At 67.9% G+C, this 26,147-nt stretch carries 26 protein-coding genes; 17 read left to right on the top strand and 9 right to left on the bottom strand.

What is annotated here, in order from left to right; translation table 11 throughout:
• Positions 1–24: 24 nt before the first annotated feature.
• Positions 25–603, top strand: coding sequence for a dihydrofolate reductase family protein (locus SB754_RS00570; protein WP_410780407.1), 579 nt, complete (start codon positions 25–27; stop codon positions 601–603).
• Positions 604–632: 29 nt separating this feature from the next.
• Complete coding sequence (panD, locus tag SB754_RS00565; RefSeq protein WP_410780406.1) at positions 633–1,124, top strand: aspartate 1-decarboxylase; 492 nt, start codon at positions 633–635, stop codon at positions 1,122–1,124.
• Here the strand turns inward: panD and SB754_RS00560 are convergent.
• The 4 genes from SB754_RS00560 to SB754_RS00545 all read right to left on the bottom strand — a co-directional run bounded on the left by SB754_RS00560 (position 1,079) and on the right by SB754_RS00545 (position 5,611).
• On the bottom strand, positions 1,079–2,425 hold the full coding sequence (locus SB754_RS00560; RefSeq protein WP_410780405.1) for an aldehyde dehydrogenase family protein: 1,347 nt from the start codon (positions 2,423–2,425) through the stop codon (positions 1,079–1,081). The two genes, panD and SB754_RS00560, sit on opposite strands and share 46 nt — an antisense overlap.
• 2 nt (positions 2,426–2,427) lie before the next feature.
• Positions 2,428–3,207 carry a carbohydrate ABC transporter permease gene (locus SB754_RS00555; protein WP_410780404.1) on the bottom strand — a complete coding sequence of 260 codons (780 nt, stop codon included), beginning with the start codon at positions 3,205–3,207 and terminating at the stop codon, positions 2,428–2,430.
• Between the two features lie 122 nt (positions 3,208–3,329).
• Positions 3,330–4,247, bottom strand: coding sequence for a carbohydrate ABC transporter permease (locus SB754_RS00550; RefSeq protein WP_410780403.1), 918 nt, complete (start codon positions 4,245–4,247; stop codon positions 3,330–3,332).
• Positions 4,248–4,264: 17 nt separating this feature from the next.
• Positions 4,265–5,611: an ABC transporter substrate-binding protein gene (locus tag SB754_RS00545; protein ID WP_410780402.1), complete on the bottom strand. Its 1,347-nt coding sequence runs from the start codon at positions 5,609–5,611 to the stop codon at positions 4,265–4,267.
• Positions 5,612–5,739: 128 nt separating this feature from the next.
• Here SB754_RS00545 and SB754_RS00540 point away from each other — a divergent pair, with 128 nt between their 5' ends.
• The 9 genes from SB754_RS00540 to SB754_RS00500 all read left to right on the top strand — a co-directional run bounded on the left by SB754_RS00540 (position 5,740) and on the right by SB754_RS00500 (position 16,777).
• Positions 5,740–6,396, top strand: a complete 657-nt coding sequence (locus tag SB754_RS00540) for a GntR family transcriptional regulator (protein WP_410780401.1) — start codon at positions 5,740–5,742, stop codon at positions 6,394–6,396.
• Positions 6,393–7,331, top strand: coding sequence for a dihydrodipicolinate synthase family protein (locus tag SB754_RS00535; protein WP_410780400.1), 939 nt, complete (start codon positions 6,393–6,395; stop codon positions 7,329–7,331). Before SB754_RS00540 ends, SB754_RS00535 begins: the two co-directional genes overlap by 4 nt.
• Positions 7,280–8,464: a mandelate racemase/muconate lactonizing enzyme family protein gene (locus SB754_RS00530; protein ID WP_410780399.1), complete on the top strand. Its 1,185-nt coding sequence runs from the start codon at positions 7,280–7,282 to the stop codon at positions 8,462–8,464. Before SB754_RS00535 ends, SB754_RS00530 begins: the two co-directional genes overlap by 52 nt.
• Before the next feature lie 176 nt (positions 8,465–8,640).
• Entirely contained in the window at positions 8,641–9,900 is a 1,260-nt protein-coding gene (locus tag SB754_RS00525) for an ABC transporter substrate-binding protein (protein WP_410780398.1), read from the top strand.
• Between the two features lie 61 nt (positions 9,901–9,961).
• Positions 9,962–10,912 carry a carbohydrate ABC transporter permease gene (locus SB754_RS00520; protein ID WP_410780397.1) on the top strand — a complete coding sequence of 317 codons (951 nt, stop codon included), beginning with the start codon at positions 9,962–9,964 and terminating at the stop codon, positions 10,910–10,912.
• On the top strand, positions 10,909–11,793 hold the full coding sequence (locus tag SB754_RS00515; protein WP_410780396.1) for a carbohydrate ABC transporter permease: 885 nt from the start codon (positions 10,909–10,911) through the stop codon (positions 11,791–11,793). The genes SB754_RS00520 and SB754_RS00515 overlap by 4 nt, the downstream gene beginning before the upstream one ends.
• A complete protein-coding gene (locus tag SB754_RS00510; RefSeq protein WP_410780395.1) occupies positions 11,790–13,055 on the top strand; it encodes a family 1 glycosylhydrolase in 1,266 nt (421 codons plus the stop codon). Before SB754_RS00515 ends, SB754_RS00510 begins: the two co-directional genes overlap by 4 nt.
• Positions 13,056–13,066: 11 nt before the next feature.
• Positions 13,067–14,581 (top strand): alpha-N-arabinofuranosidase, encoded by a 1,515-nt coding sequence (locus SB754_RS00505; protein WP_410780394.1) that lies wholly within the window; start codon positions 13,067–13,069, stop codon positions 14,579–14,581.
• A gap of 81 nt (positions 14,582–14,662) precedes the next feature.
• Complete coding sequence (locus SB754_RS00500) at positions 14,663–16,777, top strand: RICIN domain-containing protein (RefSeq protein WP_410780393.1); 2,115 nt, start codon at positions 14,663–14,665, stop codon at positions 16,775–16,777.
• A gap of 64 nt (positions 16,778–16,841) precedes the next feature.
• On the opposite strand, the gene SB754_RS00495 is transcribed toward SB754_RS00500, so the two are convergent.
• The gene (locus SB754_RS00495) at positions 16,842–17,882 is read right to left on the bottom strand and encodes a LacI family DNA-binding transcriptional regulator (protein WP_410780392.1); all 1,041 of its coding nucleotides are present in this window, start codon (positions 17,880–17,882) and stop codon (positions 16,842–16,844) included.
• A gap of 89 nt (positions 17,883–17,971) precedes the next feature.
• Positions 17,972–19,120 carry an epoxide hydrolase family protein gene (locus SB754_RS00490; RefSeq protein WP_410780391.1) on the bottom strand — a complete coding sequence of 383 codons (1,149 nt, stop codon included), beginning with the start codon at positions 19,118–19,120 and terminating at the stop codon, positions 17,972–17,974.
• A 137-nt stretch (positions 19,121–19,257) separates the two neighbouring features.
• On the opposite strand from SB754_RS00490, the gene SB754_RS00485 reads away from it, so the two are divergent.
• Positions 19,258–19,833, top strand: coding sequence for a TetR/AcrR family transcriptional regulator (locus SB754_RS00485; RefSeq protein ID WP_410780390.1), 576 nt, complete (start codon positions 19,258–19,260; stop codon positions 19,831–19,833).
• 22 nt (positions 19,834–19,855) lie between these two features.
• Here the strand turns inward: SB754_RS00485 and SB754_RS00480 are convergent, their stop codons facing one another.
• The gene (locus tag SB754_RS00480; RefSeq protein ID WP_410780389.1) at positions 19,856–20,458 is read right to left on the bottom strand and encodes a TetR/AcrR family transcriptional regulator; all 603 of its coding nucleotides are present in this window, start codon (positions 20,456–20,458) and stop codon (positions 19,856–19,858) included.
• A 103-nt stretch (positions 20,459–20,561) separates the two neighbouring features.
• Between SB754_RS00480 and SB754_RS00475 the strand changes: the two genes are divergently transcribed.
• Both SB754_RS00475 and SB754_RS00470 read left to right on the top strand, forming a co-directional pair.
• On the top strand, positions 20,562–21,557 hold the full coding sequence (locus SB754_RS00475) for an NADP-dependent oxidoreductase (protein WP_410780388.1): 996 nt from the start codon (positions 20,562–20,564) through the stop codon (positions 21,555–21,557).
• Between the two features lie 54 nt (positions 21,558–21,611).
• Positions 21,612–22,466, top strand: a complete 855-nt coding sequence (locus SB754_RS00470) for an alpha/beta fold hydrolase (protein ID WP_410780387.1) — start codon at positions 21,612–21,614, stop codon at positions 22,464–22,466.
• Between the two features lie 125 nt (positions 22,467–22,591).
• On the opposite strand, the gene SB754_RS00465 is transcribed toward SB754_RS00470, so the two are convergent.
• A complete protein-coding gene (locus tag SB754_RS00465; protein ID WP_410780386.1) occupies positions 22,592–22,843 on the bottom strand; it encodes a CsbD family protein in 252 nt (83 codons plus the stop codon).
• A gap of 178 nt (positions 22,844–23,021) precedes the next feature.
• Here SB754_RS00465 and SB754_RS00460 point away from each other — a divergent pair, with 178 nt between their 5' ends.
• Complete coding sequence (locus SB754_RS00460; RefSeq protein ID WP_410780385.1) at positions 23,022–24,203, top strand: flavin-containing monooxygenase; 1,182 nt, start codon at positions 23,022–23,024, stop codon at positions 24,201–24,203.
• A gap of 47 nt (positions 24,204–24,250) precedes the next feature.
• Here the strand turns inward: SB754_RS00460 and SB754_RS00455 are convergent, their stop codons facing one another.
• On the bottom strand, positions 24,251–24,778 hold the full coding sequence (locus tag SB754_RS00455) for an XRE family transcriptional regulator (RefSeq protein WP_410780384.1): 528 nt from the start codon (positions 24,776–24,778) through the stop codon (positions 24,251–24,253).
• A 104-nt stretch (positions 24,779–24,882) separates the two neighbouring features.
• Between SB754_RS00455 and SB754_RS00450 the strand changes: the two genes are divergently transcribed.
• A complete protein-coding gene (locus tag SB754_RS00450; RefSeq protein ID WP_410780383.1) occupies positions 24,883–25,851 on the top strand; it encodes an NAD(P)/FAD-dependent oxidoreductase in 969 nt (322 codons plus the stop codon).
• 61 nt (positions 25,852–25,912) lie between these two features.
• Positions 25,913–26,146, top strand: coding sequence for an isochorismatase family protein (locus SB754_RS00445; protein WP_410780382.1), 234 nt, complete (start codon positions 25,913–25,915; stop codon positions 26,144–26,146).
• Position 26,147 lies beyond the last annotated feature (1 nt).

Genomic DNA, 26,147 nt, shown 5'->3' with positions numbered 1-26,147 from the left:
ATCCGACGAAGGAGGAGGCATCGAATGGGAATGGTGCTCACCGACATGTCCGTCTCGCTGGACGGCTACGTCACCGGCCCGAACGACAGCCGAGAGAATCCATTCGGCGACGGAGCCGAAGACCTGCACGCCTGGCTGCGACCGACGGCTTCCGATGACGACCGGGCGATCGTGCAGCAGGTCATCGAGACCGTCGGCGCCATCGTCATGGGCCGGAAGTCGTTCGAGAAGAACGAGGGAGACGGCGGCTGGGGGGAGGCCGGACCCATGGGGGACGTCCCGTGCTTCGTCGTCACCCATCACGCGCCCGATCGCCCATACCCTCCGGTGTTCACCTTCGTGACGGATGGGGTGGCGAGCGCGATCCGGCAGGCGCAGACTGCTGCAGCCGGCAAGGACGTGCACCTGTTCGGAGCGACGGTGATGCAGCAGGCGCTGCCACTGGGCCTGGTGGATGAACTCCATCTGCACGTGATGCCCATCCTGGTCGGGGGCGGAACCCGGCTGTTCGGCCCCCTCGAGTCCGCCGTCGCCCTCGAGCGGATCGATGCGCGAATCACTCCCGCCGCCACACACCTCACGTTCCGGGTGATGCGTCCTTGATCCTCGGCCTCCCGTGCTTTGATGGGCGAGTGCTCCGAACCATGTTCGCATCGAAGATCCACCGCGCAACCGTCACCCATGCAGACCTTCACTACGTCGGATCACTCACCCTCGACCTCGATCTGATGGACGCCGCAGACCTCCTCCCTGGGGAGCAAGTCGCCGTCGTCGACGTGACGAACGGAGCCCGGCTCGAGACGTATCTGATCGCCGGGGAGCGCGGCAGCGGGGTCGTCGGGGTGAACGGTGCCGCCGCTCACCTCATCGAAATCGGAGACACGATCATCGTCATCTCCTACGTCCAGCTCGACGATGACGAGGCCCGCCGCTTCACGCCCCGTATCGTCCACGTGAACGCCGAGAACCGGATCGTCGCACTCGGCAGCGATCCCGCAGAAGCGCTGACCGACGGCGTGGAGGTGCCTCCCCAGGCCCTGCATCTGCTCGCGAGCTGGATCGAACCTGGCCAGGCCGGTCAGTCGATCAGCTCGCGCGGCAGCAACTCGTCCGGCACGTTCTGATAGGTGACCGGCCGCAGCCAGCGCTGGATCGCCGCACCCCCGACGGAGGTCGAGCCCGGCGCCGTCGTCGCCGGATACGGCCCTCCATGTGTCATCGATCGTGTGACCGCCACACCCGTCGGCACCTGGTCGAACACGACGCGCCCCGCGATTCGCTCAGCTGCCGCCACCACAGGGCGAAGCGCCGTGAACTCGTCGTCCTCGGCGAAAACGGAAACCGTGAGTTGGCCCGGCAGGCCGGCGATCCGGTCAGCGGCGTCCGCGAGATCGGTGTACGACAGGAGGGCCGTTGCCGGACCGAACGCCTCGTCGAAGTCGCCCAGATCGTCGGCTGGGTCCAAGTGCACGAGCTCCGCCGACCGCGCGCCGGGATTTCCCGCCGTCGATGCGACCAGCACTCGAGCGCCTCGGCGGTCACGCCACTCGCCGAGCGACGCGTCGAACCGCTGCGCGATCCCGTCGTTGAGCAGTTCCGTCCGGCCGGCTTCCGCAAAACGGCTCCGCAGGGCCGCAACGAGTTCAGGGGCGTCGCCGGGAACCAGCACCAGATTGGGTTTGGTGCAGAGCTGACCGGTGGTCCCCACCACGGAGTCGGCCAGAGCGTTCGCAAGAGCCGTCGCCCTCTGTCGTGCGGCGCCAGGGCTGATGAGCACGGGGTTCACGCTGCCGAGCTCGCCGAAGAACGGGATCGGCACCGGCCGTGAGGCGGCCAGATCGAAGAGGGCGCGACCGCCCGCCGTGGATCCGGTGAAGCCGACGGCCGCGACTCCCGGATCGGTGACGAGCCGCGCACCATCGTCGAAGCCGCTGACGATCCCGACGGCCCCCTCCGGCAGCCCAGCAGTGGCGATGGCCCGTCGGATGGCCTCGAATGCGAGCATGCTCGTCCGGGGGTGACCGGGATGGGCTTTCACCACGACCGGGCATCCCGCCGCTAGGGCGGACACTGTGTCGCCTCCGGGAACGCCGAAGGCGAAGGGGAAGTTGCTCGCGCCGAACACAGCCACGACCCCGAGCGGCACGAGCACGCGGCGCAGGGCATTCCCATCGGCGATCCGCCCGAGGTAGTCGCCTTCGTCGAGGATGTCGGCGAACAGCCGCGCTTGACCTGCAGTGCGCGTGACTTCTCCATCGAGGCGCGCTTCGGTGAGGTGCGTCTCCTCGTGAGCGGCGGCGACGAGCGCCGCGCGTGCGTCGTCGAGCTCTGCTGCGATCCCGCGCAAGAGGTCGGCTCGTCCAGACGCCCCCAGGTCGCGCAAAGCCCCGACAGCCGCACTGGCGCTCGCCACAGTGTCGCGCACGCTCATCCCTTCACCGCCCCGGCGCTCATGCCCTGCACGAGGAACTTCTGCACGTACGCGAACAGGATCACCACCGGCAGGATCGCCACCAGTCCCCCGGCGGCGAGCGCTCCGAAGTCGGCGCCGAACTCTCCGAGCAGATAGCTCAGGCCGACCGGCACAGTGAATTTGTCCTGCTGGCTCATGAACATCAGAGCGAACAAGAAGTTGTTCCACGCGCTGATGAATGCGAACGAGCCGACCGCGACGATACCCGGCTTCAGAAGCGGGAGCACGACGAGCCGAAACGCTTGGATCCTGGTGCACCCGTCGACCCAGGCGGCCTCTTCGATCTCCACGGGCACGTTGCGGATGAACCCGGACATCAGCACTAGTGAGAGGGGCAGGTGGAAGACGGTGTCCGCGATGATCAGGCTGATCAGGTTGTTGGTGAGACCCAGCGTGTTGAAGATCGAGAACAGCGGGATCAGCATCATGGCGCCCGGGATGAACTGGGTGCAGAGCAGGACGACCAGGAAGAGCGTCTTCCCGCGGAATGCGAAGCGGGCGAGTGCGTAGCCTCCCAGCAGGGCGATCACCGTCGAGACCACGAGTGTCGAGACCGCCGTGATGATGCTGTTCTGGAAGTAGATTCCGAAGCCGGAGCCGTTCCAGACGCTCGCGAAGTGGTCGAAGGTGATCGGCCACGGGATCAGCGATGTGGAGCCCGACGGCCGGAACGCGAAGAGCACCATCCAGTACATCGGCACGAGGGTGAAGAGCAGGAAGAGGGCCAGGGGCACCCACAGGCTGAGGCGGTCGAGAGCCCTGCGACCGCGGCGGTTCGGTCGGCGCCGATCCGGAGCAGGGGCAGTCTGCACCGATTCCTCTGCCGGGGGATGAGTCATTGGCCGATCGAGAACGGTCATCGCTCGGCTCCTCTCTTGGTGAGACGCAGATACAACAGGGAGAAGAAGGTGAGGATGACGAACGCGACGACCGTGAGCGCTGAGCCGTAGCCGAAGTCTCTGCTCTGGATGGCCGTCTGCGCCACGTAGAGCGGCAGCGTGGTGGTCGAGCTGGCCGGGCCTCCGCCGGTGAGCGTGTAGAGCAGATCGACGTTGTTGAACTCCCAGACCCCGCGGAGCAGCGTGGCCAGCACGACCGCCTGGCGGATGTGGGGCCACGTGACGGACGTGAACTTCCGCCAGGGCCCAGCCCCGTCGACGTCCGCCGCCTCGTACAGGTCACCGGGCACGGACTGGAGATCCGCGAGGATCAGGATGGCGAAGAAGGGGACGCCCTTCCACAGTTCCGCGATGACCACCGCGAGGAACGTCGTACCCTGCCCGGAAAGCAGGGAGGTGCCGTGCTCCCCGATGCCGAGATCGGCCAGGTAACGGCCGATCCCGGTCGCCGGGTTGTAGATGAGGATCCAGATGGTGGTCGTCAGGATGCCGGAGACCGCCCACGGTGAGAACGTCAGAGCCCGCGCCATTCCCCGCCCGACGAAGGTCCGGTTGAGCAGGAGTGCCAGCGCCAGACCGAAGACGAACTGCAGCGCCACCTCGACGACGACCCACTGCGCCGTGAAGCGGAGGCTCTGCCAGAACAGCGGGTCGCCGAACATCCTGGTGAAGTTGCCGAGTCCCGCGAAGCCGTCGTTCCAGGGCTGCGTCACGTTCGCGTTCTGCAGGCTGTAGTAGAACACGCTTCCCACGGGGTAGACGAGGAAGACCAGTACCAGCACCACCGTCGGCGCGATGAGCAGGTAGGGGTACCACCGTGTCCGCGCGGTGAGCGGGCTGCGCCGGCGTCCCTGGCGGGCGAGAGCGATCGTCATCGTGGATCCTTCCCGCACTACTTCTTGGTGCGCTTCAGGTAGTCCTGCTGCGCCGCGGTGAGCTGCTTCGCGGCGTCGGTCAGGAACGCCTTCACCGTCTGATCGCCCTGCAGCACCTTCTGCCACTTGGGAAGAAGATCCGTCGTCGTGATCGAGGTGAACTGCGGCAGGTAGTACGGCTGCTGCAGGACGACGGCGTTCTTCGTCTTCTGCGTCGCCAAAGCGGCGGTCATCGCAGGGTTCGAGGTGACCCAGCTCTCCTTGGCAACGTCGGTGTTTCCGGGCAGGTAACCGGACTTCTGCGCCCAGAAGGAGTCGCCTTCTTTGCCCATGGTGAATTCGAGGAACTTCCACGCTGCGTCCTGATGGGCGCTCGCCTTGAACATCCCGAATCCGGTGACCATCTGCCCGGTGACGATCGTCTTGCCGTTGTCGGCGGGGAACGTCCCTACGACGCCGACTTGCGCAGGCTTCAGCGTCGCGATGTGGGTCGGATAGGAGCCGATGCTGTGGCTCAGCATGCCGGCGCCGCCGTTGTCGAACTGGGCCACCATCGTCTTAAAGTCGGCGGTCACGTCGCTCTTGGCTGTGTCCTTGCCGTAGAGGGAGACGTACTTCTCCGTAGCGGCGACGACGGCCGGCGAGTCGAGCGTGGAGCGCCCCTTGCTGTCGAAGAACGAGCCCACTCCGGCCATCGGGTAGACCATCTGGACGAACTGCGGGAAGAAGCCGGCGCCGCCTCGGATGGTGTAGCCGAATCGGCCGGCCGACGGGTCGGTCAGGGCGTTCGCCGCACCGAAGAAGTCGCTCCAGGTGGTCGGCGTGCTGAGACCGGCCTGGTCGAACCAGTCGGACCGGTAGTAGAGCACGTCGGCGAGCGCTGTGGCAGGCGTGAGGTAGAGCTTGCCGTCCGGAGCGGCGGCCTTCGCCGATTTCAGCATGCCCGGGTCGATCTTCGTGGCGATGGGTGAGCTCGCGAGCCGATCATCCAGCGGTGCCAGAGCGTTCTGAGCGACAAGAGCTGCGACATCCGAAGCCTTCGGGGTCACCAGGTCCGGCGTCGACTTGGTGGCGATGGCGGTGCTGATCTTCTGCATGTACGAGTCGGTCGGGAGGCCGAGGTAGCTGATGGTGATGTTCGGATTCTCCTTCTCGAACATCGCGATCAACTCCTTCAAGTTGGCGGTGCGATCCGGCCGGGTGTCGGTGTCCCAGAGCTGCAGGGTCACCTTCTTGTCGGTATCGCCGCCGCCGCCGCTCGAGCAGGCGGCGAGCCCGAGCATGAGCGCTGCTGCTGAAGCGACGGCGACGATGCGCCGGACGGGTAGGGCGCGGCCGGAGGCCGAACGTGCGTGACGCGTCATTGCGTTTCCTCTCCGATGAGTGCTGTGCGTGAAGTGCGAAGATCGTTCGTCGACGTGGTTCCGCTCGACTCGGTCGATCATATACTATGGATCGTGTACCTCGCACCATACACCTCGAAGGAGAGCTCATGGACAGCCCGATAACCCGGCTCACACAGTCGGCCTCGCGCACCGGCCTGGTCGTCCAAGCGCTACGCCTGGCGATCCTCTCCGGCGAACTTCCCGCCGGCCAGCCGCTGGTCGAAGCCGACCTCGCCGAGCGCTTCGGCATCTCCAAGACCCCCGTGCGTGAAGCGCTCAAGACCCTCTCCGGCGCGGGGCTGGTGACGATGAGCGAATACCGCGGAACCGTCGTCCGCGTCGTGGACCCGCAGATGGCCTACAACGTCTTCGACATGCGGGCCCTGCTCGAGCCGACCGCGGTGGCGCGAACCGTCGAGAACGGCGCCGACGCCGAGGCAGCACGCTCGGCACTGCGTCGCGCAGACGCAGCGGGCAGCGAGGCCGAGCGGAGTCTCGCCAATCGCGACTTCCACCGCGCGCTCTACGCCGGGTGCGGGAACGACATCCTGGTCGCCACTCTGGACGGCCTCCGTGAGCAGACCGCCCTGATCACGGTCAACGCCTGGACGAAAAGGCCGAGCTGGAAGGACGAGGCGGCTGAGCACGGGCTGATCCTGAAGGCGGTCGAGGCCGGCGATGCCGCCGCCGCCTCCGCCCGCGTTCTCGAGCACATCCGCAGTTTCGAGACCCTGGCGATCCGCCAGCTGCAAGGAGTGAAATGACTTTCGCCGCCCAGCGGGAAGCACTGGCCGACGTCGTCGCCATCCCGGTCACGCCGTACTCCGCCGACGGAGCGGTCGACATCGACGCGTACGAGACGCTCCTGGACCGCCTCATCCGCAACGGCGTACGCACGATCACGCCGAACGGAAACACCGGTGAGTTCTATGCGCTCTCCCCGGTCGAGCGTCGCTCGCTCATCGCTGCATCGGCTCGCGTCGGCGGCTCTGCAGAACTCCTCGTCGGCGTCGGCCACGACATCGCAGAAGCGTCCGCAGACCTGGCCGTCGCCGCCGAGCACGGCATCCGGATGGCGATGATCCACCAGCCCCTGCATCCCCACCAGTCCGGCGACGGATGGATCGACTACCACCGGGCGATCGCCGCGACCCAGCCCGACATGGCCTTCGTCCTCTACGTCCGGTCGGAGTGGATCACCGGCGGCATGCTCCGGCGGCTGGGCGATCTCTCCCCCAACATCGTGGGAGTGAAGTACGCCATCCCCGACCCGACTGTCTTCGCCTCCGTGCGCGGGGCCGTCGGCCCGGAGCGCTTCGTGTGGATAGCCGGTCTCGCCGAGCCGTATGCGCTCTCCTACGCAGTGCACGGCGCCGACGGTTTCACCTCCGGTCTGGTCAACGTGGACCCTGCGATCTCGCTGAGCCTGCGCGATGCGCTGCGCGCCGGCGCGTACGCGGAGGCCGATGTCATCCTGCGTCGCATCGCCCGTTTCGAGGAGTTGCGCGCCGAATCGCGCTCGGCGAACAACGTCAGCGTGGTCAAGGAGGCCATGGCGCAGCTCGGGCTCTGCGACAGCCGGGTCAGACCCCCCAGTCGAGCCGTGACGGAGGAGGTCCGTGCCGAGATCGCCGCCATCCTCGACCAATGGCGGGCGAACGCACCGGCCGGGTCGGCACTCGTGGCGGTCGGCGCATGAGGATCGAGCGGATCTCCACCTTCATGCAGCGGGTCGGCGACCGTCCGCGCCTCCTGGTCCGCATCGACACGGACGACGGCGTGCACGGCTGGGGCGAGGCCTACAACCACGGACCGGATCGAGCACTGCCCCCGCTGCTCGACTACCTCGAGCTCCAGCTGGCGGGCGAGGATCCTCGACGGGTCGAGTATCTGTCGCAGAAGCTGCTTCGGACTGCCCGATTCCCCCAGGGCGCGCTGGGACTCGCGGCGATCTCCGCCATCGACCACGCACTGTGGGACATCACGGCGAAAAGCATGGGCGTGCCGGTCTACGCCGTGCTCGGTGGAGCAGTCCGCGATCGGGTGCGCGTGTACAGCGGGGTCTACACAGCCCCGGATCCGGACACGGTGCGAGACATCTGCGCCGAACAGCACGAACGCTTCGGGTTCGACGCCTTCAAGCTCAGCCCCTACCGAGGCGACCTCTTCGACAAGCGCTGGGGGCTCGTCGTGAACGAGAGCGCAGACTACTTCCGTGCGGTCCGCGAAGCCTGCGATCCCGCCTGGGACTTCGCGTTCGACGCGCACGCGAAGATCTTCGAACCCCACCAAGCGGTCGCCCTGGGAAACGCGCTGGCCCCCTGGCAGCCGATGTTCCTCGAAGAGCCGATCCGGCCGGAGAACAAGCAGGCCTGGGCCTACCTCCGCTCCCGGCTCGACGTTCCGCTCGCCACGGGCGAGAGCCTCTACTCCTCCAACGAGTTCCTCGACCTGCTCTCGGTCGGGGGTGCGGACATCGTGCAGCCGGACATCTGCGTCGTCGGCGGAATCTCCCAGATGCGACGGATCGCCGTGCTGGCGGAAGCGCACTACACGATGGTGGCGCCGCACAATCCCATGGGTCCCCTCGCCACCGCCCACAACCTCCACTTCGCCGCGGCCTGCAGCAACTTCTCGATCCTCGAGTACAAGCTCGACAGCACCAGCTGGTGCCCGGACCCCTACCTGCCGGTCGATGGCCATCTCGAATTGCGCCCCGACCGGCCCGGCTGGGGAATCGAGATCGACCAGAGCGCTCTCTCCGAGGACGACTACGTCCATTGGGAGCGTCACGTCCCCCGGCGCCCGGACGGATCACTCGGGTACTGCTAACCCGTCGGGTGCGGTGCGCCTGCGAACCTCGCACGAGCGCACCCTCCCGGGCTCCCGGCCGGAAAGAACACTTGCCCGCCTCACGGGACCATGCCTATACTCCATTTACAACGTTGAAGTACATCGTTGTAAACCCGACTGATCGACGAAGCCGTCGGTCCCATGAGAGGCATTCAATGAAGAAGATGCTTGCGACGCTCGCCGTCGCGGCCAGCGCTTCTCTCGCGCTGGCCGGCTGCTCCACCTCCCCCGGCTCCGGCGACTCCGGCCCGGTCACCCTGACCTTCTGGCACGGCTACACCGAGGCCGACGGCAAGGTGCTCGACTCGATCGTGGACGACTTCAACAAGTCCCAGGACAAGATCACGATCAAGACCACCACCAAGACCTGGGCCGTGATCGGAGACACCCTGCTCCCCGCGCTCTCCGCCAAGAAGGGGCCGGACATCGTGGCGATGCCGGCCGAGACCCTCCCGGTGTACGCGTCGAAGGGCGCGTTCGCGAAGCTGGACGACTTCTATTCCAGCAGCGCGACGAAGAGCGCCTCGATCCGTCCCGCTGCCGTCGACATGGAGAAGGTCGACGGCTCCTACTACGGCGTGCCCACCGGCTTCGTCCCGCTCTCGGTGATCTACAACAAGGCGCTCTTCGAGAAGGCCGGCATCACCGCGTTCCCCAAGACGTGGGATGAGTGGGTGGCGGACGCCAAGAAGCTCACCGTCGACGAGAACGGCGACGGGACGCCCGAGCAGTACGGCCTCGCCCTCCCGGACCACGCCACCGTCGGCAACGGCGTCTGGGCGAGCCTGTTCTACGGCAACGGCGGGAAGATCGTCGACGGCTCCAAGTCCGCGCTCGACTCCTCCCAGAACGCCGAGACCCTGTCGTACTGGGCGAAGGCCGTCACCGCGGACAAGATCTCGCCGACCGGGCTCGACGGCGTCGCCTCCGACAAGCTGTTCTCCTCCGGCAAGGCCGCGATGGAGATCGGGGGCCCATGGATGGCGGGTGTCGCCACCGACAACAAGATCGACTACGGCATCGCCGGCATCCCGGCCGGTCCGAAGGGCTCGGCCGCGTCGGCGATCGGCATCTCTGCCGCCGTGACCGCACAGGCGGACTCGGCGAAGAAGGCCGCGGCGGAGAAGTTCTTCGACTACTTCTTCACCAAGACGGTCGCCACGAAGTGGTCGCTGGGCTCCGGCTGGCCGCCGCTGCGCACGGACATCCCGTCGTCCGACGTGTCGTCGAACCCGGTGGTGGCCTCCCTCACCGATCTGGTCGGAGATGCGCGACCGCTGCTCCCCGGCGTCGCCAACAGCACGGACGTGCTCTCGGCCGTCGACGAGGCGACGCAGAAGGCACTGACCGGCGGCGACCCGGCCGCACTGCTGAAGTCCGCATCCAGTCAGGTGCAGCAGGCTCTCGGCAAGTGATCCAGACGGTGGGCCGCCGCTCCCCCCGGCGGCGGTCCACCCCCCTCCCTCGAAAGCGATCATGACCACTCTCACCCGCTCCCGCACGGGCCGCCGGCCGTACCGGCCGCCTGCCCCGCTCGGCGGCCGACCCCGGTCGGCACAGCGCCGGGGACCGATGGCTCTGCTCTTCATGCTCCCCGCGATCGTCATCCTGATCGCCTTCGTGGGATGGCCGATGCTCTCGGCTCTGCGCCTCTCGTTCACGAACGCGAGCGGCTTCGGGCTGGAGGAGTGGGTCGGCTTCGACAACTACGTGCAGGTCTTCACCGACCCCCGCGTGCTCGCCACCCTGGGCAACACCGCCCTCTACACGGTGCTGTTCACGCCGACGGCGCTCATCGCGGCCCTGCTGCTCGCGCTCCTGCTCACCAACCGACGGCTGATCGGCCGCGGATTCTTCCGCACGGCGCTGTTCCTCCCGTTCATCGTCTCGCTCGCCGTCGCCGCCTTCGCCTGGACGTACCTGCTCGACCCGCAGGTCGGCCTCCTCAACTTCTGGCTGCGCAGCGCCGGCATCCAGCTCGGCAACGTACTGCAGGACCCGGCCCTCGCGATGCCGACGGTCGTCCTCGTGGCGATCTGGAAGAGCTTCGGCTTCTACATGGTGATCTTCATCGCCGGACTCCAGGAGATCCCCGAGTCGCTGTACGAGGCGGCGAAGATCGACGGCGCCGGAGCCTGGCGGCGGTTCATCAGCATCACCCTCCCCCAGCTCAGCAACACGCTCGCTTTCGTGGTCGTCTTCGCGATGATCGCCGCGCTGCAGGCGTTCGATCAGATCTACGTCATGACCGGAGGCGGCCCCTACCGTTCGACGCAGACGGTCGTGATGGAGATCTACCAGGAGGGCTTCAAGAAGCTCGACCTGGGGCTCGCGACGGCGCTCTCGTACGTGCTGCTGGCCGCCACCCTCATCCTCAGCCTCATCCAGTTCCGCTTCTTCGGACGCCGTGAGAAGGACCTCGCATGACCGCCACCCTCAGCCCCGCCGCCACACGGAGGCCGGCGACAGCGCCGCGCGGACGGCGCATCGGACGCACCACCGAGCGCTGGCTCCTCTTCGCCGCCGCTCTGGTGCTGACCGCCATCGTGCTGCTCCCGGTGATCGTGATCGTCCTCACGGCGTTCAAGCCCGCGTCGGAGATCAACGCGTACCCGCCGACCCTCCTGCCCGGCACGTGGACGCTGGACAACTTCACCAAGATCTTCAGCGACCTCCCGTTCGGCCGGCTCTTCCTCAACAGCGTGGTCTTCGCGGGCGGCGTCACCGTCTTCGCGCTGGCGTTCGACTCACTGGCTGCCTACGCGCTCGCCCGGATCGACTTCCGCGGCAACCGCTTCGTGCTGATCCTCATCGTGGCGAGCCTGATGATCCCGTTCCAGGCGACGCTCATCCCCGTCTACCAGTTGGTCGCGCAGCTCGGCTGGGTCAACACCTTCGCCGGGCTGATCATCCCGCGGGCGGCCGACGCCTTCGGCATCTTCTTCCTGCGGCAGTTCTTCATCGCCCTCCCGCGCGACCTCGACAACGCGGCGCGGATCGACGGGGCAGGTGAGTTCCGCATCTTCCGGAGCATCGTGCTTCCCAATGCGGTCCCCGCGCTGCTCACCCTCGCCATCTTCACCTTCGTGAACAACTGGAACGACCTGCTCTGGCCGCTGGTCTTCACGACCTCGCCCGACATGGGGACGATCACCTCGGGCCTCACGCTGCTCACCGGTCCGAGCGGCATCATCCCCTACGGCACGATGATGGCCGGCTCGCTGATCGCGGTCCTGCCGCTCGCCGTCATGTTCCTGATCATGCAGCGCCGCTTCATCGAGAGCGTCGCGACCACGGGGCTCAAGTGACCGCGCCGCGCTGGTTCGAGGACGACCGCCTGCACCTCGGGCTCGGGATCGAAGACACCTTCGTGCCGCAGGAGCGGCCCGGCGAACGCGCCATCGACGAGTACGAGCTCACGGAGCACTACGACCGCTACCGCGAGGACTTCGCTCTCGCAGCGGGAGTGGGCGCCGAAGTGCTGCGGTGGGGCGTGCCCTGGTACCGGATCGCGCCGGAGCCCGGGCGCTGGGACTGGGAGTGGACCGACCGGGCCGTGGATGCGCTGCTCGGCGCCGGCCTCCGGCCGATCATCGACCTGCTGCACTACGGCACCCCCGTATGGCTGGCCGAGCAGTTCGCCGCACCTGACTACCCCCAGCACGTCGCCGAGTTCGCGGACCGCTTCGGCGAGCGCTACGGCGATCGCGTCGTCGACTACACGCCGGTGAACGAGCCGGTCATCCACGCGCTGTTCTCGGGAGAGTACGGCTACTGGCCTCCCTACCGCACCGGCGCGGACGGATTCGCGACCATCGCCGCGAACCTGGCGCGCGGTTTCGTCCTCAGCCAGGAGGCGCTGGCCGCCCGGATCGGCGACCGCGCGACGTTCGTGCACGTCGACGCCGCCATCAGCTACGTCGGGGACGACAGCGCGCCGGAGCACCACGAGGAGGCCGAGCGGCTGCGCCACCAGGTGCACCTGGTCGAAGACCTGGTCACCGGCCGGGTCGACGGCGCCCACCCGCTGCGTTCACGGCTCGCTCCTGCGGTGACGGACGCCGAACTGGACTGGTTCGCCGCCCACGCCGTGCACCCGGACATCATGGGCGTCAACTACTACCCGCGGCACTCCACCGAGTTGTTCGAGGCGGGCGTCCGGCACGGCGGGGGCTTCGCCGACCCCCGGCCCAGCGTCGATCGCGGCACGCAGGGCCTCCGCGAGGCGCTCGAGCGGTTCGCCGCCCGGTACGGCGCGCCGGTGATGGTCACCGAGACGTGCGTGACGGGCACGGTCGAGGAGCGCATCCACTGGCTGAACGAGTCGCTCGCCCTCGTCGAGGGCATGCGGTCCGAGGGCGCCCCGGTCGTCGGGTACGTCTGGTGGCCGCTGTTCGACATGTACGAGTGGACGTGGCGGCACAGCGACCGCCCCCGCGCCGACCACCTGCTGACGATGGGACTCCACGACCTCGTCGAGTCCCCCGACGGGCTGCTGCGTGCCCCGAACCCGGTCGCCGACCGCTACCGCGAGCACGCCCGCCGCCTCGCCCCCACCCCCTCCCGATGACGGAAGAACCGATGCACCACGCACATATCTCCCTCCAGCCCGCCGCCACGATCGGCGAAGTCGACCCGCGCCTGTACGGCTCGTTCATCGAGCACCTGGGCCGCGCCGTCTACGACGGCATCTACGAGCCAGGGCACCCGACGGCCGACGCCGACGGGTTCCGCACCGACGTCATCGAGCTCGTGAAGGAACTCGGAGTGACGACCGTGCGGTACCCGGGCGGCAACTTCGTCTCCGGCTTCCGCTGGGAGGACTCCGTCGGTCCCCGCGAGGAGCGGCCGAAGCGGCTCGACCTCGCCTGGCACTCCACCGAGACCAACGAGGTCGGGCTGCACGAGTTCCAGAACTGGCTGGACAAGGTCGGCGGCGAACTGATGCTGGCGGTCAACTTGGGCACGCGCGGTGTCTCCGAGGCCCTCGACCTGCTCGAGTACACCAACCACCGCGGCGGCTCCACGTTCTCGGAACGGCGGGTCGCGAACGGCCGCACCGAGCCCTTCGGCGTCAGGATGTGGTGCCTGGGCAACGAGATGGACGGCCCCTGGCAGCTGGGCCACAGCTCCGCCGAGGAATACGGACGCCTCGCGGCGAAGACCGCCCAGGCCATGAAGATGTACGACCCGGAGCTGCAGCTCGTCGTGTGCGGCTCATCCAGCTCGTCGATGCCGACCTTCGGCGAGTGGGAGCGTGTGACCCTCAGCCACACCTACGACGACGTGGAGTTCATCTCCTGTCACGCCTACTACGAGAACACGGGCGACCTGGGCAGCTTCCTGGCCTCGGGCGTCGACATGGACTACTTCATCCGCAGCGTCGTGGCCACCGCCGACAGCGTGAAGGCCGTCCGCGGGAGTTCTAAGACGATCGACATCTCCTTCGACGAGTGGAACATCTGGTACAACACCCGCTTCGAGAACGTCGACCGCATCACCGGGACGGACAACTGGCCGATCGCACCGCGGCTGCTGGAGGACACGTACACCGTCTCCGACGCCGTCGTCTTCGGCAGCCTGCTCATCACGTTGCTGAAGCACGCCGACCGGGTGAAGAGCGCATCCCTGGCCCAGCTGGTGAACGTGATCGCCCCGATCATGACGGAGCCGGGCGGTCCTGCCTGGAAGCAGACGACCTTCTTCCCCTTCGCCGCAACCGCGGCGCACGGGCGAGGCACCGCCCTGCGGGTCCACGTCGCCAGCGCCACGTACGACACCGAGCGCTTCGGGGCCGTGCCGCTCGTGGATGCGGTGGCCACCCACGACGCGGAGGCCGGCCGGTACGCGCTCTTCGCGGTGAACCGTTCCGTCGACCAGGCGACGGAACTGGTCGTCGACCTGGCCGTGCTCGGCGACGACGCCGCCTCCCTGACCGCGACGGCCACCACGCTCAGCGACCCCGATCCGGACGCCGCCAACACCCGCGAGAACCCGGACCGCGTCGCCCTGAGCGAGCTCCCGGTGCGCCGGGACGGATCGCTCCTGATCGTCGAGCTCCCCGCGATCTCCTGGACGGAGATCCTGCTGAGCTGAGCCGGACGTGACGACGAGCCCGACGTCGTGACGGCCCCTCCGCGCCCGCGGATGGGGCTCCAGTGAGAGAAGGAACCGACAATGTTTCCATCACGCACCACATCGGGTTCGTCGCCCCGGCGACGACTCAGGGCGCTCGCCCTGGCCGGCGCCGTCGCCGGCGCCCTGGTCGCCGCGAGCCTGACGGCCGCCCCGGCGTCCGCCGTCACAACCGGCAACGGGTCGCTCGTCTACTCGCCGGCGGCCGGCACCTCCTTCAACCCAGAGGGCGGCCGCGCGGCGGGCACCACCTACGCCAAGAACATCGTCCTGAAGAACAGCGGCGCAGCGAACGGCACCCAGCTCGTCACCTACGACCAGCTCGTCCTCGTGAACGGCGTCCAGGTCTACCCGATCTACCGGAGCACGGACGACGGCACGAGCTGGACCCATGTCTCCGACGTGGTCCCGAGTGCGACCTTCCCGACGCTGACCCGCACGTCCCAGCCGTTCCTGTTCGAGGTCTCGCAGGCGACGGGCGGGCTGGCCGCCGGCACCATCCTGCTCGCCGGGATGATCATGCCGCAGGACCGTTCCAGCAGCCGCCTGGTCGTGTACAAGAGCACGAACCAGGGGACGAGCTGGTCGTATCTGAGCACCATCGACACCGGAGGCCCCGCCACCTACGACCCGAGCCCGACCTCCACGACCTCGACCGTCTGGGAGCCGTCGCTCGCGATCGACGGTCAGGGCGGCCTGGTCGCGTACTTCTCGGACGAACGGCAGAAGGCGAGCGGCGTCCTGCAGGCGGTGGCGTACCGGCGGTCCACCGACGGCGGCGCGACCTGGGGAGCGGAGTCGAACGTGTCGGCCCCGAACAACCAGTCCGATCGACCCGGCATGATCACGGTGACCAGGCTCCCCGACGGCCGCTACCTGGCGACCTTCGAGGTCGTCAACCGGCCGTCGCAGTCGAACAACACTGCGCCGGTCTACTTCAAGACCTCCCCCGACGGCTTGAACTGGTCGCCGACGACCAGCATCGGGACGCCCATCACCCTGGCGAACGGCCGGGGCATCGGCTCCTCTCCGTACGTGAAGTGGGTGCCGAGCGGCGGCCCGAACGGCATGGTCGTCGTGGCCTCGAAGTGGTCGCTGGATGCCTCGGGCACCATCGACGGAGGCCAGAACTTCTACGTCAACTACAACCTCGGTGCCGGCCCGTGGGAGCGCCTGCCGATGGCCGTCACCTACGACGGCCCCGATGCGGAGGGCGGCACCTTCAGCGGCTTCGCCCAGAGCATCGACTACTCGGTCGACGGACGCACGCTGTACCAGGCGACGAACGTCGAGAACCTGACGACCACGTACAACGACATCCGGGTCGGCTCCATCCCGCTGGATGCGCAGCACTACGAGGCCGAGAAGGCGGCACGCACCTCCGACACCTCGCTCGTCACCGACCCTGACGCGTCCAACGGCAGCAAGGTCGGCAACATCAACAACGCGACCAGCTCGGTGACGTTCACCGTGCACGTCCCGTCGGCGGGCTCCTACACGGTGAACGTCCGCTACGACAAAGGGACGGGCGCGACATCGACGCACAACGTCAGCGTGAACGGCGGCACCGCATCCACCCTCAGCTATCCCCCGACCGTGAACTGGGGCCGCTACGGATGGGCGCAGAAGACGGTCACCCTCAACGCCGGGTCGAACACCATCGCGTTCACCAAGGGGAGCTCGTTCGCCGAGCTCGACACCATCCAGGTCTACCAGCCGGGCACCGCGCTGGACCCGCAGTTCCGCGTCGTGAACAGGAATAGCGGCAAGTACCTGGAGATCGCGGGCGCCTCGCTCGCGGACGGTGCAGGCGCCGGTCAATGGGGCGACACGGGCAACGCCTGCCAGGTGTGGAACGTGCACCCGGTGTCGAACGGCCTCCAGCTGTTCAATGCGAACAGCGGCAAGCTGCTCGAGATCCCCGGCGCTCAGACCGCCGACGGGGTCCGCGCGTCGCAGTGGGGCCCGACGGGCAACGCGACCCAGGTGTGGTCGCCGAGCACCTCCGGCGGCTATTGGACGCTGACCAACGCCAACAGCGGCAAGCCGCTCGAGATCGCCGGGTCGTCCACGGCCGACGGCGCGTTCGCCCAGCAGCGCACGGCAGACGGCAGTGCGACGCAGCAGTGGCGGCTCACGCGCGAAGGCATCCAGTAGGCCGACCGACCGGGGCGACGGCGAATCGGGCCGCCGTCGCCCCTCCTCCTGCTCAGCTCTCCGCTCAGCTCTCCGCTGCGAGGGCGGCGACGAGGGCGGGCGTCGACTCCCGCTCAACCACCCGGAACGGGACCGCGATCTCCTCCGGCGCGAACGGCTCGGCGCCGCCCTGGATGCGCCGCAGCAGCAGCTCGATCGCTCGCCGGGCGATCTCGTCGCGACCGGGATCGATGGTCGAGAGCGTCGGCATCGAATAATGGGTCTCGTCGATGTCGTCGAAGCCGACGAGCGCCACATCCTCCGGCACCCGGAAGCCGGCTTCCTGGAGCACGCGCATGGCGCCGAGGGCCAGTGTGTCGTTGAACGCGACGACGGCGTCGAACTCGTGCCCGGTCTCCAGGAAGCCCCGCATCGCCTGCGCACCGTCAGCCCGATGCCAGGTGCCCGCCGGGACTACGAAGCGTTCGTCGTAGCCGATGCCGGCCTCCTCCAGGGCACGTCGATAGCCGGCCAGCCGGAGCCCTGCGGACCCGATCACCTCACCGGGGTGCGCGCCCAGAGCGAGCACGCGGCGGCGACCCCCGGCCAGGACCAGTTCTGTCGCTGCGCGCGCCCCCTCCACGTTCTGCATCGTCACGTGGTCCTTCGGGCCGTTGAAGATGCGCTCTCCCAGCAGCACCATCGGCGTGGCCATCTCGGCGATTGCCGCGCGATCGCTCTCGTCGAGCGCCAGGACGCTGTAGAGGATGCCGTCGACCATCCGTCCCTGACGATTGCGCAGGACCGAGAGCTCGCTCTCGCGGTCGTTGCCGAACTGCTCGATCAGCACAGACAGGCCGTGCTCCTTCGCAGCCCGCATGACCGAATCGGCCAGCTCCGCGAAGTACGCGTTGCGCAGTTCCGGAATGATCAGGCTGATCACGTTCGTCCGCCCCGAGCGCAGGCTCCGCGCAGACAGATTCGGCGTGTAGTCGAGTTCCGCGATCGCGGCCAGGACCCGACGCCGCGTGCTGTCCCGCACGTGCGGGTAGTCGTTGATGACGTTCGAGACCGTCTTGATCGACACACCGGCGAGCCGACTCACATCCTGCAAGGTCGCTGCCATACCGATGTCCTCCCGACGCCGTCGCGCCTACTGTACAACGTTGTAGGTCGCTCCCATACCTCCTCCGGCCGACGCGCGGATGACCCACCTCAGGAGCGCAGGCTCCGCAGGCCTGCGCGGAGCTCGTCGACCAGGATCTCGGGCTGCTCGAGCGCGGCGAAGTGGCCTCCTCTGGGGGCTTCTGCGTAGTGAATGAGGTCGGTGTACGTGTCTTCGATCCAGGTCCGCGGCAGCAGGGGGATGTCTCGCGGGAACACCGTCACGGCGACGGGAAGCGTCAGCTTCGGGCCGGCCATCGTTGCGGTCCGGTTCTCCCAGTAGATGCGGGCGGAGGATGCGGCCGTGTTCGTGAACCAGTACAGCGAGATCGTGTCCAGGATGTCGTCGAGCGCGATCGCGTCTTCGGCGAGCCCTTGATTGTCCGTCTTGGATTGGAACTTCTCGTAGATCCACGCAGCCTGCCCTGCCGGCGAGTCGGCGAGGGCGAAGCCGGGGGTCTCCGGCTTCGTGCCCTGGAGGTGGTTCGATCCGCCGAGCGGGCCGCCGTACAGGGCCAGGGTGTCGACGGCGTGCTGCTCCTCCGGTGACAGCGCCTGAGGGATGTCCGCCGGGAACGCGTAGGGCGTGTTCAGGTGGATGCCCACCAAGCCATCGGGCGGCATCGCCCCCAGCGTGGTCGTCACGACGGAGCCCCAGTCGCCGCCGTGCGCGGCCCATCGCGTGTAGCCCAGGCGCCGCATGAGTTCGGTCCAGGCGGCGGCGATGCGCTCGACGTTCCACCCCGTCTCGGCCGGCTTGCCGGAGAACCCGAAGCCGGGAAGTGACGGAATGACCACGTCGAAGGAGTCCTCGATCCTCCCACCGTGCGCGACCGGGTCGGTGAGCGGGCCGATCAGCTTCATGAAGTCCACGATCGAGCTGGGCCACCCGTGCGTCAGGATCAGCGGCATCGCATCCGGGTTCGGTGAGGTCACGTGGATGAAGTGGATGTCGAGACCGTCGATCTCGGTCAGGTACTGCGGGTACTGGTTCAGCGTCGTCTCGAAGCGACGCCAGTCGTAGTCGTGCAGCCAGTGCTGGATCAGCGACTTCGCGTTGTCGAGACGAACGCCTTGGGACCAGTCGCGGACCGTCTCGGGGTCGGGCCAGCGGGTTCTCCCGAGCCGGTCCTTCAGGTCGGCGATGTCTGCGTCGGGAACCGCCGCGGCGAAGGGCCGGATCTGTGTCGAGGTCGTCATGGGTGCACTCCTGTTCGGTATCTGGTGCGACGTTTCGTTGCACATGCGTGTGCAACGCTTGTGGCGCCACCGTACCTCATTGCACAGCCGTGTGCAATGATGGAGGCATGAGGCCAGACTCCACCCGGGCGCGTGCCATGGACGACACACGGAACCGGATCCTCGACGTGGGCCGGGACCTGTTGGGAACGAACCCCGATGCGGGCATGGCGGACATCGCAGCAGCGGCGGGCGTCGTCCGTCGGACGGTGTACGGGCACTTCCCCGCCCGCAGCGACCTGATCCGCACCCTCGCCGAGCGCGCCGCCGAGGAGATCACCGACGCGGTCCAGGACGTCGACACCGCGGACGTCCCCGCCGATGCGGCCTGGGCGGAGTTCGTCGCACGCGTCTGGCCTCTCGCGCACCGGTACCGGGTGCTGCTCGCACTGCGGCGCGGCGAGCAGGGGGACGAGATCCACGCTCTGCTGGCGTCCGTCGACCGGACCCTCGCCGACCTCGTGCGCCGGGGGCAGGAGGAGGGCGCCTTCGGACAGCACCTCCCCGCACTCGTCCTCGGCCAGCTCGCCTATTCGGCGGTCTTCACCATCGCCGACATCCATCGTGCAGACGGCACCTTGGACGTCCGCGCCGCCACCATCACCAGCCTGCTCACCCTCGGCGTGCCCGGATCGCGAGCGATCAGCCTCGCTGAGCGGTCGACGGCCCACTGAGCCAGGTCAGCGTGGCCGACAATCAGCGCAGGATGGCTCGGACCTGCTCGCGGATGTCGGCGCACACCTCCGCGTCGGTGGAGTGCAGATGGAGGGGCGACGCCAGAGTGAGGAACATGGCGGCCGAGATGGTTCGGGCGAGTAATGCGGCGTCTTCTCGCCGAAGTCGTTCGTCGCTGCGCAGGATCTCCACGTAGGCATCGTCGACTCGCTGGCTCAGTTCGAGGCCGACACGGTGGTATGGCTCCTCCGGGTCACCGAACACGAGCTCCCGCAGGTACGTCCTGCCGTTCTCGATCTGCCGGCGGTTGCATTCCACGATGGGCTCGACGATGGCCATGACCGCATCGACCGGGGACGCCTTCGTGGCGGCGGCGGACACACCGGCCTCGACCGCCTCGGCGTAGTGGGTGTTCTGTACGAGCAGGAGAAGCTCTGCCTTGTTCTTGGCATAAAGGAAAAGGGTGCCGGTGCCGATATCGGCCGCGTCCGCGATCTGCTGCGTCGTCACCTCGTCGACTCCGTGGCGGTCGAAGAGCTCTGCCGCGGCTGCCGTGATGCGCTCCAGCTTCTGCTGCTTGTTGCGCTCGCGGCGACCGAGCGGGGAGGGCTGTGTCGCGGTCATCAGACTTCCAGAGTACCGCATTCATGGGTTTGATCATTTGCGACTGTACTCAAACATGAGTAGACTCAGTTCTTGCAACCAGGAAACGAGGCGCGAAAGACATATGAAGGCATTCACGATCGACCGCTACGAGGGCGACATCACAGAGGCGGATGTTCCCGAACCCACCGTGGGTGAGCGGGATGTGCTCGTCCGCGTGCACGCGGCCGGGGTGAATCACCTCGACGCCATGCTCGCGCGCGGCGACTTCAAGGCGACGCTCCCCTACCAACTGCCGCTCATCCTGGGCCACGACGTCGCCGGCGTGGTCGAACGCGTCGGGTCGGAAGTCAGCCGCTTCACGGTCGGCGACGAGGTGTTCGCCCGGCCAGCCGACCTCCGCATCGGCACGTTCGCGGAGCGCATCGCGATCGCCGAGAGCGACGTCGCCCTGAAGCCGACGACACTCACCATGACCGAGGCGGCATCGCTGCCGCTGGTCGCCCTGACCGCCTGGCAGGCTTTGGTGGAACGCGCCGACGTGAAAGCCGGGCAGCGCGTGCTGATCCACGGCGGAGCGGGCGGCTTCGGTTCGATCGCGATCCAGCTCGCCAAGCATCTCGGGGCGTCCGTCGCCACGACCGCGAGCGGCTCGAACGTCGAATGGCTGCGGCAGTTGGGCGCCGACGTCATCGACTACCGCTCGGACGACTTCGAGTCCCGGCTGCAGGGCTACGACCTGGTCATCGACACCGTCGGCGGCGCGAACCTCGAGAAGTCACTGCGCGTGCTGCGCCCGGGAGGCCAGGCGATCAGCCTCGTCGGGCCGCCCGACCCGGGCTTCGCCCGCCAGCTCGGGCTGAACGCCGCCCTCCGCGTGGCCATGCGCGGCCTCAGCGCGAACATCCGCCGGCAGGCGCGACGCCTCGGCGTCGACTACTCCTTCCTGTTCATGCGTGCGGATGGCGCGCAGCTCGCCGACATCGCGGCGCTCGTCGACGCGGGCACGCTTCATCCGGTGATCGGCCGGGTCTTCCCCTTCGCCGAGACCCCCGCCGCGCTCGCCGCCGTCGAGGCCGGCGGCCTCCGCGGAAAGATCGTCGTCAGCCTCATCGGCTGACGCCTCCACGATCCAACCCAGAACCCCTGAACCGACCACGCGAAAGGCACGACCATGAACGCCCGACAACCCGCCAACACCTCCTACGCGAAAGCGCCGAACCAGACCCTGACGACAGGAGGAACCTCCTTCGCCTACCGTGAACTCGGGCCGAAGGGCGGCGTACCCGTCGTTTTCTTCGTGCACCTGGCCGGCACCCTCGACAACTGGGACCCTCGCATCGTCGATCCCATCGCCCAGAACCGCCACGTCATCGCCTTCGACAATGTCGGGGTCGGTGGCTCATCAGGCACGGTGCCGGCCACCCTCGAGGAGGCCGCCGACGACGCCTTCCGCTTCATCAGTGCTCTCGGCTACACAACGATCGACGTCTTCTCGTTTTCGATGGGCGGGATGATCGCCCAGGACCTCATAGTGAAGCATCCCGGGCTGGTGCGGAAGCTCGTGCTCACGGGCACCGGCCCGCGCGGCGGCACGGACATGGACAAGGTGGTCGGCGTCACCTACTACGACACCCTCCGTGCGACGCTGACACGCTCCGACCCCAAGGAGTTCCTGTTCTTCAACCGGGACGCCGTGGGCAAGCGCGCGGGCAAGGCGTTCATCGAGCGCCTCCGGGAGCGCACCGCCGGCCGCGATGCCCCCATGCGCTTGAAGGGGTTCCAGACGCAGCTGCGTGCGATCCAGCGCTTCGGCCGATCGGCACCCTCCGACCTGTCGGCCTTCACCATGCCGACGCTGATCGCCAACGGGGACAACGACCGCATGGTGCCCTCGACGCTCTCCCACGACCTCCACCGCCGCATCGACGGCTCCGAGCTGATCATCTACCCGAACTCGGGGCACGGCGGCATCTTCCAGTACCACGAAGACTTCGCGCCCCGAGTCGTCGAGTTCCTCCAGCCGTGAACGACTACCCGACCATCACGCCGAGAACTTCGTTCAACGCCTCTGTCGAGCTCGGGTGCCACAATGTCCGCAGGTCTCAGGCGGAGTGAGGGAGGCTCGGCCTGCAGGGGCGCCGCTTGGTGACGCTATTCCAGGTTGCCGCGATCGGCGCCCTCGTACGGCACGTCCGTGTCGTCGCTTCGGTCGTCTCGCGTCTTGTCCGCGCTGTCCTCCACGTGCGCTTTCACGTCGGCGACCGTATCCTTCACGCTGCCCTTCGCCTGCTCCGCCTTGCCCTTCACCACCCGAGACTCGTCATCGGTCGCCTTGCCGACAACCTCGTCGATCTTGCCCTTCACCTTGTCTCCGGTCGCGTCGAGCTTGTCGTCGATGCCCATGACGTCCTCCTCATCGGTCCGCATGTATCCCTGTGCTCCGGGTCACCGTACGCGGGTCCGGAGTGTTGGGTAAGCGGTCGTGGTTCCCCTCGAACAGCTGCGCCACCTCGCCCGGAGACTCGCCCGTCGCTCGATCGTCGGTCGCCTCCCCGCGATCTCCCGAGCTAGGGTGACTCGCGTGAGCGACCACGCCCTCCCCTCTCGCATTTCGACAGTGGTCATCGGGGCCGGTCCCGGTGGTCTCGCCGCGGCGGCCGAGCTGAAGCGCGCAGGAGTCGAGGCTGTCGTCATCGACAAAGCCGACCGGGTCGGTTCGAGCTGGGCCGGCCACTACGACCGTCTGCACCTGCACACGTCGCGCGGGCTCTCCGGGCTGCCCGGCTTCCGCATCCCGCGCCGCTACGGTCGCTGGGTCGCGCGCGACGACGTGCTGCGCTACCTCGCCCAGTACGCCGCCGTGCACGACCTCGACGTCCGGCTGGGGGTTGCCGCTTCGGCCGTTGAGCGTGTCGGTGGCGAATGGCAGGTCTATTGGGCTCGAGGCGACGAGCGCGGTGTCATCACTGCCGACGCCGTCGTCATCGCGACGGGCTACAACCACAGCCCGAAGATCGCAGACTGGCCCGGGCTCGATGCTTATCCGGGCACCGTCCTGCATTCGAGCGCCTACCGGAATTTCGACGCCCTCGGCGCTCGCGATGTGCTCGTCGTCGGGCCTGGAAACAGCGGAGCCGAGATCGCGGCCGACCTCGCCGAGGCGGGTGCCACGGTCTCGCTTGCGGTGCGCACACCGCCGAACATCGTGCGCCGCGCGGTCGTGGGCATCCCCAGCCAGGCTCTCATCCTGTCGATGGCCCCATTCCCACTGAAAGTGCAGGACGCGCTCGCGGGCGCGTTGCAAAGAGTGGCCGTCGGAGACCTGCGCACGTACGGCATCCCGAAGTCGCCACGCGGGATCGCCACCCAGCAGGCCCGCGACGATGTCACGCCGACGCTCGACGTCGGCCTGCTGCGCGCCCTCAAGGCCGGTCGTGTCACCGTGGTGGCGGCGATCACGAGGTTCACCCCGGATGCCGTGGTGCTCGCCGACGGCACGGAACTGCACCCCGACGCCGTCGTGCTCGCTACCGGCTTCCGGCGCGGCCTCGAGCCGCTGGTCGGTGAACTCGGCGTTCTCGACCGCAATGGTCGTCCGCTGGTCAACGCAGCGGCGCAACTGCCCGCGCATCCAGGGCTCTTCTTCCTCGGGTATTCGAACCCGCTGACCGGCAACCTCCGCCAGCTCGGCATCGACGCCAGGAAGATCGCGAACGCGATCTCGGGCACTTCGACGAGGCGGGCGGCGAGACGGCATCGGTGACCCGAGCCGATCGGGCTATTGGAGCAGAACGCTTGAGCGGCCGGGCCTCACGCGGATGCCCGGGTGTGAATGCGCGCACCCTCCGCATTGAAGAGGCAGAGCACCTCGAGGACCCCGGGGCCGGGATTGCCGAAACCATGCGGGACATTGGTGTCGAACTCGGCGGCCTCGCCGGCCTCGAGGATGAGGTCGTCGTCGGCAAGCAGGAGACGCATCCGACCGGAGATCACGTAGATCCAGTCCCATCCCGGATGCACCCACTGCGCGATGTCCTTGCCCGGCGTCGGTGGCAGTACTTGTTTGAACGCCTCCCAGGATCCCGCGCCGCCGGACAGTGGAACGGTGACCACACCATCCCGGACGCGCGGCTTCGGATGGATCCTCGGATCACCCAACGAGGAAGCGCCGACGAGGTTGTCGAGCGGCTGGCGGTAGAGCCGGGCGAGCGGCAGCAAATGCTCCAATTGGGGGCGCCGAGCACCGGACTCCACGCGGGAGAGCGTGCTGACAGCGATGCCTGTGGCATCACTGACGGCCCGAAGCGTGAGCTTCCGGGACTCCCGAATGGCCCGCAATCGACTACCGATCCCCGCTAACTCATCCGTGACAGGTCCTCCCGAGTGTTGACAGCTTGGCAAAATGTGTTGTCGATTCTATCTGGGTCCCCCACGATGAACCCATGAACAGCACTCATCGCGACGTCGACACCGATGTGGTCATCGTGGGTGGCGGACCTGCCGGCCTCAGCGCCGCGCTCTCCCTGGGCCGCGCCCGCCGTCAGGTTCTCGTCGTGGACCAGGCGCGACCACGGAACAGGACAGCACTCCACATGCACGGAGTGCTGGGGCACGACGGGCTCCCGCCCCTGGAACTGCTCGAGAAGGGGCGAAGGGAGATCGCAGCCTACGGTGTGCGCGTCGTCGTCGGCGACGCCGTCTCGGCGCGGGCGGACGAGGAGGGTGTCGAGGTCACGACCGACGCCGGTACGATCCGCGCACGTCACCTCATCGTCGCGACCGGTCTGACCGACGAGTTGCCTGAGATCCCGGGCCTGCGTGAGCAGTGGGGCACGGGGGCCGTGGTGTGCCCGTACTGCGACGGTTGGGAGCACCGTCACCACGTCATCGGCGTCGTCGCCACATCAGCGCAGAGCGTCGGGCAGGCGCAGCTGCTTCGTCAGTGGTCGGATCGCGTCGTCTACTTTCCCAACGTCGTCGGCGAACCCGACGCGGCCGAGGCGGACGCCCTCGCACGTCGCGGGATCCGGGTGGAACGCGGTGCCGTGGAGAGTCTCGTCACCTCGAACGACCGGCTGGAGGGCATCCGCCTCGCTCAGCGGACGGTGCCCGTGGACGTGGTCTTCACCGGGCCCACCCTCAGACCCAATGACGCCCTCCTGCGGTCGCTGGGCGCGAGGGCGGCGGATGGCCCCGCCGGGTCATGGATCGACGCCGACCGGGACGGACGGACCTCCCTTCCCCGGGTGTGGGCGGTCGGGAACGTCGTCGATCCACGCGCGAACGTCTCGGTGTCGCTCGGCCTGGGTTCGCTGACCGCCGGCGCCGTGAACGCGGAACTCGTCCAGGAGGACATCACCCGCGCGCCCGCGGTGGGCACGTCGCCTCTGGCGTCCGGCACCGCTCTCTGACAGTGTTGCTGGCAGGATGGCCTGGTGACCGACATCGTGCCCTCCGCCCTGCTCGTGATTGGTGGTGACCGGCGCGCAGAGCGACTACTGCGTGCGGACCACCGCTCAGAGCGCGGCGGTCCGTGGCTACGATGTGGTCCTGGTCTCCGACGCGCACACCACCACGGATACGGAATGGGAGGGCGTCGCGATCAGTGGCGAGCAGATCGTCGCGCACACGAATCGCTACTTCGACGGCCTGAGGTACCCCGGCCAGCTGTTCGGTGTGGAGGCTGCCGCATGCGTGGCCCTGTGAG

Origin of the sequence: Leifsonia sp. SIMBA_070 (assembly GCF_046534635.1) — a bacterium.
Classification (GTDB): domain Bacteria; phylum Actinomycetota; class Actinomycetes; order Actinomycetales; family Microbacteriaceae; genus Leifsonia.
Note: the sequence above shows the minus strand (reverse complement) of the source record. Positions and strands in the feature narration are given on the sequence as shown.